The 7,825-nt window shown below is 72.3% G+C and carries 11 protein-coding genes and 1 pseudogene; 10 read left to right on the forward strand and 2 right to left on the reverse strand.

Features of this window, described 5'->3' with window-relative positions; genetic code table 11:
- The 3 genes and pseudogenes from AB0G02_RS02805 to rhaI form a co-directional block, all read left to right on the forward strand.
- Positions 1-485: DUF6807 family protein (locus AB0G02_RS02805; RefSeq protein WP_360788335.1), on the forward strand; the 485-nt coding region annotated here is incomplete at its 5' end.
- 84 nt (positions 486-569) lie between these two features.
- Positions 570-890 carry an L-rhamnose mutarotase gene (locus tag AB0G02_RS02810; RefSeq protein WP_053722290.1) on the forward strand — a complete coding sequence of 107 codons (321 nt, stop codon included), beginning with the start codon at positions 570-572 and terminating at the stop codon, positions 888-890.
- A gap of 27 nt (positions 891-917) precedes the next feature.
- Positions 918-1,862: pseudogene (rhaI, locus tag AB0G02_RS02815) on the forward strand (L-rhamnose isomerase); the annotation flags it as partial.
- Here the strand turns inward: rhaI and AB0G02_RS02820 are convergent.
- On the reverse strand, positions 1,774-2,349 hold the full coding sequence (locus AB0G02_RS02820) for an isochorismatase family protein (RefSeq protein ID WP_360788445.1): 576 nt from the start codon (positions 2,347-2,349) through the stop codon (positions 1,774-1,776). The pseudogene rhaI and the gene AB0G02_RS02820 sit on opposite strands and share 89 nt — an antisense overlap.
- A gap of 13 nt (positions 2,350-2,362) precedes the next feature.
- Complete coding sequence (locus tag AB0G02_RS02825; RefSeq protein ID WP_360788339.1) at positions 2,363-3,637, reverse strand: nicotinate phosphoribosyltransferase; 1,275 nt, start codon at positions 3,635-3,637, stop codon at positions 2,363-2,365.
- A 78-nt stretch (positions 3,638-3,715) separates the two neighbouring features.
- Here AB0G02_RS02825 and clpS point away from each other — a divergent pair, with 78 nt between their 5' ends.
- From clpS to AB0G02_RS02860, 7 genes are all read left to right on the forward strand, one after another.
- Positions 3,716-4,015, forward strand: a complete 300-nt coding sequence (gene clpS / locus AB0G02_RS02830) for an ATP-dependent Clp protease adapter ClpS (RefSeq protein ID WP_033438448.1) — start codon at positions 3,716-3,718, stop codon at positions 4,013-4,015.
- Positions 4,012-4,569, forward strand: a complete 558-nt coding sequence (locus tag AB0G02_RS02835; RefSeq protein ID WP_360788343.1) for a DUF2017 domain-containing protein — start codon at positions 4,012-4,014, stop codon at positions 4,567-4,569. Before clpS ends, AB0G02_RS02835 begins: the two co-directional genes overlap by 4 nt.
- Positions 4,569-5,144 (forward strand): peptidase S58, DmpA, encoded by a 576-nt coding sequence (locus AB0G02_RS02840; RefSeq protein WP_360788346.1) that lies wholly within the window; start codon positions 4,569-4,571, stop codon positions 5,142-5,144. Before AB0G02_RS02835 ends, AB0G02_RS02840 begins: the two co-directional genes overlap by 1 nt.
- 183 nt (positions 5,145-5,327) lie before the next feature.
- Entirely contained in the window at positions 5,328-5,843 is a 516-nt protein-coding gene (locus tag AB0G02_RS02845) for a DUF2231 domain-containing protein (protein WP_360788349.1), read from the forward strand.
- A 51-nt stretch (positions 5,844-5,894) separates the two neighbouring features.
- Positions 5,895-6,350, forward strand: a complete 456-nt coding sequence (locus AB0G02_RS02850) for a M67 family metallopeptidase (protein ID WP_360788352.1) — start codon at positions 5,895-5,897, stop codon at positions 6,348-6,350.
- 100 nt (positions 6,351-6,450) lie between these two features.
- Positions 6,451-6,723 (forward strand): MoaD/ThiS family protein, encoded by a 273-nt coding sequence (locus AB0G02_RS02855; protein WP_106615251.1) that lies wholly within the window; start codon positions 6,451-6,453, stop codon positions 6,721-6,723.
- Between the two features lie 19 nt (positions 6,724-6,742).
- Entirely contained in the window at positions 6,743-7,693 is a 951-nt protein-coding gene (locus AB0G02_RS02860; protein ID WP_360788355.1) for a cysteine synthase, read from the forward strand.
- The last annotated feature ends 132 nt before the right edge of the window (positions 7,694-7,825 follow it).

A 7,825-nucleotide genomic window follows, 5' to 3' on the forward strand; every position in this document is an offset into this window, starting at 1 on the left:
CCTGGTGCGACTCCGCGGGCGCGGTCCAGCTGCGCGAACGCCGCCGCGTCCGCCGGCGGATGCTGCCCGGCGGCTGGGAGCTGGAGTGGACCAGCGTGCTGACCGCCGAGGACCGCGTGGTGCTGCACAGCCCCGGCAGCAAGGGCCGCGAGGGCGCGGGCCACGGCGGCTGGTTCTGGCGGCTGCCCGACCTCGACCCCCGGTCCGTGCAGGTCTTCAGCCCCGACGGCGTGGGGGAGGAGCACGTCAACGGCCGGCCCGCGCCGTGGCTCGCGGTCGTGGTCAGCGAACCGGGGCGCGGCCCGGACCGGCGGGTGTGGACGGCCGTCCTGTCCGGCCCCACCGACCCGTGGTTCGTCCGGGTGGGGCAGTACCTGGGCATCGGCTCCGCCCTCGCCTGGGACGCGCCGGTGGTGCTGGAACCGGGTCAGGAGCGGGAGGTCGTCGTGCGGGTGGCGCTCTACGACGGCGTGCGCCCGCCGTGAGGGACCGCGGGACGTCCAGACCATTGACAAGCTTCGCGACACGACAATAGCGTCGTTGTGAAACGTTTCATTCCGGAGGTTGGCGTGCGACGTGTCTGCTTCCTGCTCCGGGTGCGCCCGGAGCGGCTGGAGGAGTACCGGGAGCGGCACCGCGAGGTGTGGCCGGAGATGCGGGAGGCGCTGCGGGAGACCGGGTGGGGCAACTACAGCCTCTTCCTGGCCGACGACGGGCTGCTCGTCGGTTACCTGGAGACCCCGGACTGGGACGCGGCCCAGCGGGGCATGCGCGACCGCGAGGTCAACGACCGGTGGCAGGCCGAGATGGCCGAGTTCTTCACCGCGTTGGACGGCAGGCAGCCCGACGAGGCCATGAGGCCGCTGACCGAGGTCTTCCACCTCGACTGAGCAGTGAAGGAGTCCGAAGTGGACGACATGACAGGATCCCCCGGCGCGGTCGCCGTGCGGGACGCACTGGCCGGGCAGCGCATCGAGCTGCCGTCCTGGGCGTTCGGCAACTCCGGCACCCGGTTCAAGGTCTTCGCGCAACGCGGTGTGCCGCGCACCCCGCACGAGAAGGTGGCCGACGCCGCGACCGTGCACCGGTTCACCGGGGTGGCGCCGTCCGTCGCGCTGCACATCCCGTGGGACGCGGTGCCCGACTACGCCGAGCTGGCCAAGTTCGCGGAGGACCAGGGCGTGTCGATCGGCACCATCAACGCCAACGTCTTCCAGGACGACGCCTACCTGCTGGGCAGCGTGTGCGCACCGGACCCGGCGGTGCGGCGCAAGGCCTTGGACCACCTGCTGCAGTGCGTCGACATCATGGACGCCACCGGCTCGCGCGACCTGAAGCTGTGGTTCGCGGACGGCACCAACTACCCCGGTCAGGACAGCATCCGGGCCCGCCAGGACCGGCTGGCCGAGGCCCTGCGCGAGACCTACGACCGGCTCGGGCCCCACCAGCGCATCCTGCTGGAGTACAAGCTGTTCGAGCCCGCGTTCTACACCACCGACGTGCCGGACTGGGGCACGGCGTACGCGCACTGCCTGGAGCTGGGCGAGCGGGCGCAGGTCGTGGTCGACACCGGCCACCACGCGCCGGGCACCAACATCGAGTTCATCGTCGCGGTGCTGCTGCGCGCGGGCAGGCTGGGCGGGTTCGACTTCAACTCCCGCTTCTACGCCGACGACGACCTCATGGTCGGCGCGGCGGACCCGTTCCAGCTGTTCCGGATCATGGTGGAGGTGGTGCACGGCGGAGCGCTCGCGCCGGAGTCCGGGGTGGCGTTCATGCTCGACCAGTGCCACAACATCGAACCGAAGATCCCCGGCCAGATCCGGTCGGTGATGAACGTGCAGGAGGCCACCGCCAAGGCACGCCCGCGGTCAGGTCCAGCAGCACGGTCGTCGCGAACCCGGCACTCGCCGCGTCCAACGCGGTCGCCCGCACGCAGTGGTCGGTGGCGATGCCCACCACGTCCACCTGCTCCACGCCACGCGCCCGCAGCCACTCCACCAGCTGCTCGCCACCGCCGGACGCGCCCTCGAAGCCCGAGTACGCCGCCTCGTACGCGCCCTTCGAGAACACCGCCTCCACCGCCGTCACGTCCAGCTCCGGGTGGAACGACGCACCGGCCGTCCCGGCCACGCAGTGCACCGGCCACGAGTCCACGAAGTCCGGCGTCTCGCTGAAGTGCGACCCCGGGTCCACGTGGTAGTCCCGCGTCGCGACGACGTGGTCGTACGACGACGACGCGACGTGCGCCGAGATCGCCGCCGCCACCGCCGCGCCACCCGTCACCGCCAGGGAGCCGCCCTCGCAGAAGTCGTTCTGCACGTCCACCACGATCAGCGCCTTGCTCATGGGAAGAGCCCCCTCACAGGAACGTCGTCGGAATCGCGGGTTCGCCGCGGGACAGCTTCAGGCCCTCCCACGGCACGGTCACCAGGGCGGCACGCAGCCGTTCCCGGCTCTGCACCAGGGTGTCCACGCCGTCCACCCGTTGTCCAGCGCGGACCAGCGGCACGGGCAGCAGCCGGTCGTGCGGACCCACCGGCGGCTCCTCCGCGTGCGGGAACACGACCTCCTCCAGCGCCGTCCCGGTCTCCTTGTGCCGGCGCAGCGCGTTCTTGCGCCCGCCGCGCGACTCCTTGTGCGAGCTGCGCTTGGCCACCGGCCGCCCGTCGACCTCGACCAGCTTGTAGACCATGCCCGCGGTCGGTGCGCCGGACCCCGTCACCAGGGACGTGCCCACGCCGTACGCGTCCACCGGCTCCGCCCGCAGCATCGCGATCGAGTACTCGTCCAGGTCCCCCGACACCACGATCCGGGTGTTCTTCGCGCCCAACGAGTCGAGCTGGTCCCGCGCCTGCCGCGCCAGCACGCCCAGGTCGCCGGAGTCGATCCGCACCGCGCCCAGCGACGGCCCCGCGACCTGCACGGCCGTCTTGATGCCGTTGGTGATGTCGTAGGTGTCCACCAGGAGGGTCGTGTCCACGCCCAGGGCGTCGACCTGCGCCCGGAACGCCTCCTCCTCCGTGTCGTGCAGCAGCGTGAACGCGTGCGCGCACGTCCCGGCGGTCGGGATGGCGTGCCGACGTGCCGCTTCGAGGTTCGAGGTCGCGGTGAACCCGGCCAGGTACGCGGCGCGGGCCGCCGCCACCGCCGCCTCCTCGTGCGTGCGGCGGGAGCCCATCTCGATCATCCGCCGACCGTTGGCGGCACCCACCATCCGGGCGGCGGCGGAGGCGATCGCGCTGTCGTGGTTGAGGATCGACAGGGCCAGGGTCTCCAGCACCACGCCCACGCCGAACGACGCGCGCACGGACAGGATCGGTGAGCCCGGGAAGTACAGCTCGCCCTCCGGGTAGCCGTCCACGTCCCCGGTGAACTCGTAGTCCGCCAGCCACGACAGGGTGGCCTCGTCGACCACGTTCGTGCGTTCCAGCAGTTCCAGCTCACGCTCGGTGAACCTGAAGTCGGTGATCGCGTCCAGCAGCCTGCCGGTGCCCGCGACGACCCCGTACCGCCTGCCCTCCGGCAGCCGCCGGGCGAAGACCTCGAAGACGCACGGTCGGTCGGCGGTGCCGTCGCGCAACGCCGCGGCCAGCATCGTCAACTCGTAGTGGTCGGTGAACAACGACGTCGACATGGGGACAGAGCCTAGGCCCGCACCCGCCGGTGGCCCTGTGGGCTCCACCACGGACCCGAACATGACACCATTGGCGGTATGACCACGCCCGTCGAGCATGAGCGGACGCAGGTTGACCCGGCCGGCGAGGAGGTCCGCACCGAGGACCGCCCGTGGCAGACCTTGGTCTGGAACGACCCGGTGAACCTGATGTCCTACGTGACGTACGTGTTCCAGAAGCTGTTCGGCTACAGCCGCGACCACGCGACGAAGCTGATGCTGGACGTGCACCACAAGGGCAGGGCGATCGTGTCGTCGGGGAGCAAGGACAAGGTGGAGGCCGACGTGGCCAAGCTGCACGCGGCCGGGCTCTGGGCGACCATGCAGCGTTCGTCGTGAAGAAGTGGACCCGCACCGGCGACCGGGTGCTCGCCCGGTTCGACCGGCAGGAAGCCGCCGTGGTGCGCGGGCTCGTGAGCCAGATCCAGGACATGCTGCTGGCACGTGCCGAGGAGGCGCCGCAGGACGAGCTGGCGGAGCTGACCGGCATCCGCACCGGCCCGTCCACGCCGCCGGACGACCCGATCCTGGGTCGGCTGCTGCCGGACTTCCACCGGCTCGACCCCGACGCGCCCGACCCGGCCGAGGTCGACTCGGCCAACGCGCTGCGGTCGTTGCACGAGCCCGAGCTGCTGGACCAGAAGACCGGGGTCGCGGCGGTGGTGCTGGAGACGTGCCCGCCGGACGGCGGTGAGGTCCGGTTGGCGCTGGACCAGGCCGAGGCGTGGCTGTCGGCGTTGAACGACGTGCGGCTGGCGCTGGGGACGGCGCTGGACGTGCAGGAGGACATGCCGGACGAGCTGCCGCCGGACGACCCGCGCTCGCCGCACCTGGGCGTGTACCACTGGCTGACGTGGGTGCAGGAGACGCTGGTCGAAGCGGTCATGGGCTGATGCTGCTCGGACGCGCGCCGGGCGTGGCGGTGCTGCTGACGCCCGCCGGCGCGGTGGCCGGCGTAGACGTCCGGGGTGCGCCCGTGGGCACGCGTGAGCTGGACCTGCTCGACCCGTCGACGTTGGTGCAGCGGGTGCACGCGGTGGTGCTGGGCGGGCCGTCCGTCGTCGACGGGGTCGTGCGCTGGCTGGCGGAGCGCGGGCACGGGTTCCCGGTCGGCACCCGGCCGTTCGAGGTCGTGCCGATCGTGCCCGCGGCGCAGCCGTCGGGGCTGGGTGACGGGGTGGACGGTCACGCGGTCTGCGAGGCGGCCTCCGAGGTGCGTGCGTCCGACGTGCGGGCGTTGGCGTTCGTCGGTGGGACGGCGGTGGGTCTCGTCGTCGTGGAGGCCGAAGTCGGGCCGGCGGAATGCCGAAGGGTCGCGATCTCGGCGCACGACGGGTTCGCGCGGGCCGGCGTGGCGGTGCCCGCGACCGTGTTCGCGGTGGCCTCGGGCACCCCGACCGGAACCCCGCTGAATGACCTGTGCACGGCCGCCGCCGACGCGCTGGAACGCGCCGCCCGACCGTCCTGAGCGTTCAACTCGGGTGTCCTGGACGTAGGACTCTCGCGCTCTGGACGTAGGACTCTCGCGACGCGGAGGTAGGACACGCGCGTTCCGGAGGTGGGACACGCGAGGGTGGGACGGGCGGTCGCTGGGTACCCGAGGGCCATGGTGGGTGTGCGGAGTGCCTCGGATGTGCGAACTGCCTCGGGTGTGCAGAGGGCGTTCGAGTGGGTGCGGACCAGTCCGGCGATCGACAAGGCGGCCGGTGCGCTGGCCGAGGCGGTCCCGGCCGCGCTGCGCCGGCGCGAGGTGACCGACCTGCTTCGCACGCGGGCGCTGGGACGGCCGGTGCACCCGGCGGTCGTGGCGCTGCCCATCGGGCTGTACGCGGCGTCGGCGGCGTTGGACCTGATGCCGGGCAGCGGCAAGGCGGCGCGGGCGCTGATCGGGGCCGGGTTGGCGGTCGCGCCGGCCGCGCTGGCGACCGAGCTGGCCGAGTACGGGACGTTGGACCAGGAGGAGCGGCGCACGGCGTTCGTGCAGCTGGCGGCCAACGCGGCGGCGAACGTGTGCTACCTCACGTCGTTCCGGCTGCGCGGGCACGGGTTCGGCGTCGTGGCCAGGGCGGTCTCGGCGCTGGGGCTCGCGGCGCTCGGCGCGGGCGGTCTGCTGGGCGGCCGCGCGGCGTACCCCGATGGCGCCAGGGGCGTGCGCGAAGCGGTGTAGTGCGCGTTCTCACCGAGCGGGACACCTTCCCCCACCACGTAGGATGGTGGCGTGCTGGTGATTCGCCGTGACCTCGTGGACGCGATGGTGGCTCATGCCCGTCGCGACCACCCGGACGAGGCGTGCGGGATCATCGCGGGGCCGGAGGGCTCCGACCGCCCGGAGCGGTTCATCGCGATGGACAACGCCGAGCGCTCGCCCACGTTCTACCGCTTCGACTCGATGGAGCAGTTGCGCGTCCACCGCGAGCTGACCGCGAACGACGAGGAAACGATCGTCGTCTACCACTCGCACACGGCGACGCAGGCGTACCCGTCCCGCACGGACGTCGCGTACGCGAGCGAGCCGCAGGCGCACTACGTGCTCATCTCCACCCGCGACCCGGAGCAGCACGAGCTGCGCTCCTACCGCATCGTGGACGGCGTGGTGACCGAAGAGCCGGTCGAGGTCGTGGAGTCGTACATGTTCGCCCACACGGGCGCGGACGACACGCCCGACTGTCCCTGAGACCGGGCACCGAGCCGCGCGTCCCGCACCACCGTGGCACCTTTCCGGCACCACCTTCCCGGCACCACCTTCCCCAATCCGGCTCCTCGGAGGTACCAGCATGGCCGTCACCGTCTCCATCCCCACGATCCTGCGCACCCACACCGGTGGGCAGAAGTCCGTCGAGGCGGCGGGCGCGACGCTCGCCGAGGTCATCGACGACCTGGAGACCAACCACGGTGGCCTGAAGCAGCGCCTGGTCAAGGAGGGCGCGCTCCACCGGTTCGTCAACGTCTACGTCAACGACGAGGACGTGCGGTTCGCGGGTGGCCTGGAGGCCGCGGTCAAGGACGGCGACACCGTGACGATCCTCCCGGCCGTCGCGGGCGGCTGACCCACCCCGGAGGACTGACGTGGCCCGGTACGAGTCACTGCTCGACGCGGTCGGCGGCACGCCCCTGGTGGGGCTGCCCCGGCTGTCGCCGTCGAAGGACGTGCGGCTGTGGGCGAAGCTGGAGGACCGCAACCCGACCGGCTCGATCAAGGACCGCCCGGTCCTGATGATGATCGAGGAGGCCGAGCGCAGCGGGGTCCTCACGCCGGGCTGCACGATCCTCGAACCGACGTCCGGCAACACCGGCATCGCGCTGGCCATGGCCGCGAAGCTCAAGGGCTACGGCCTGGTGTGCGTGATGCCGGAGAACACCTCCACCGAGCGCAAGCAGCTGTTGCAGGCCTACGGCGCGCGGATCGTGTTCTCGCCCGCGGCGGGCGGGTCGAACCAGGCCGTGGCGACGGCGAAGGAACTGGCCGCGCAGAACCCCGACTGGGTGATGCTCTACCAGTACGGCAACCCGGCCAACCCCGGCGCGCACTACCACGGCACCGGGCCGGAGATCCTCAAGGACCTGCCGACGATCACGCACTTCGTCGCGGGTCTGGGCACCACGGGCACGCTGGTCGGCGTCGGCCGGTACCTGCGCGAGCACAAGCCGGACGTGCAGATCATCGCGGCCGAGCCGCGGTACGGCGAGCTCGTGTACGGCCTGCGCAACCTGGACGAGGGCTTCGTGCCCGAGCTGTACGACGCCGAGGTGCTGACCGGCCGCTTCTCGGTGGGCTCGTACGACGCGCTGCGCCGGACCCGGCAGCTGCTGGAGGTGGAGGGCATCTTCGCGGGCATCTCCACCGGCGCGATCCTGCACGCGGCGCTGGCCGCGGCGGAGAAGGCGGCGGCGCGCGGCGAGTCGGCGGACGTGGCGTTCGTGGTCGCGGACGCGGGGTGGAAGTACCTGTCCACCGGCGCGTACGCGGGCACGTTGGACGAGGCCGCCGAACGGCTCGACGGGCACCTCTGGGCCTGAGGCCGTGGACGGACGTGGGGGTAGTGGGCCCCGCCACCCCGGGGGGCGTGGGCGGGGGGGGGCGGGGGGGGGTCCGGGGGGCCGATAATCCGCACCCCCACCAACACCACCACCCCGCGGCGCACGTACCAG

This window comes from Actinosynnema sp. NPDC023658 (assembly GCF_040639995.1).
Taxonomy (GTDB): Bacteria; Actinomycetota; Actinomycetes; order Mycobacteriales; family Pseudonocardiaceae; genus Actinosynnema.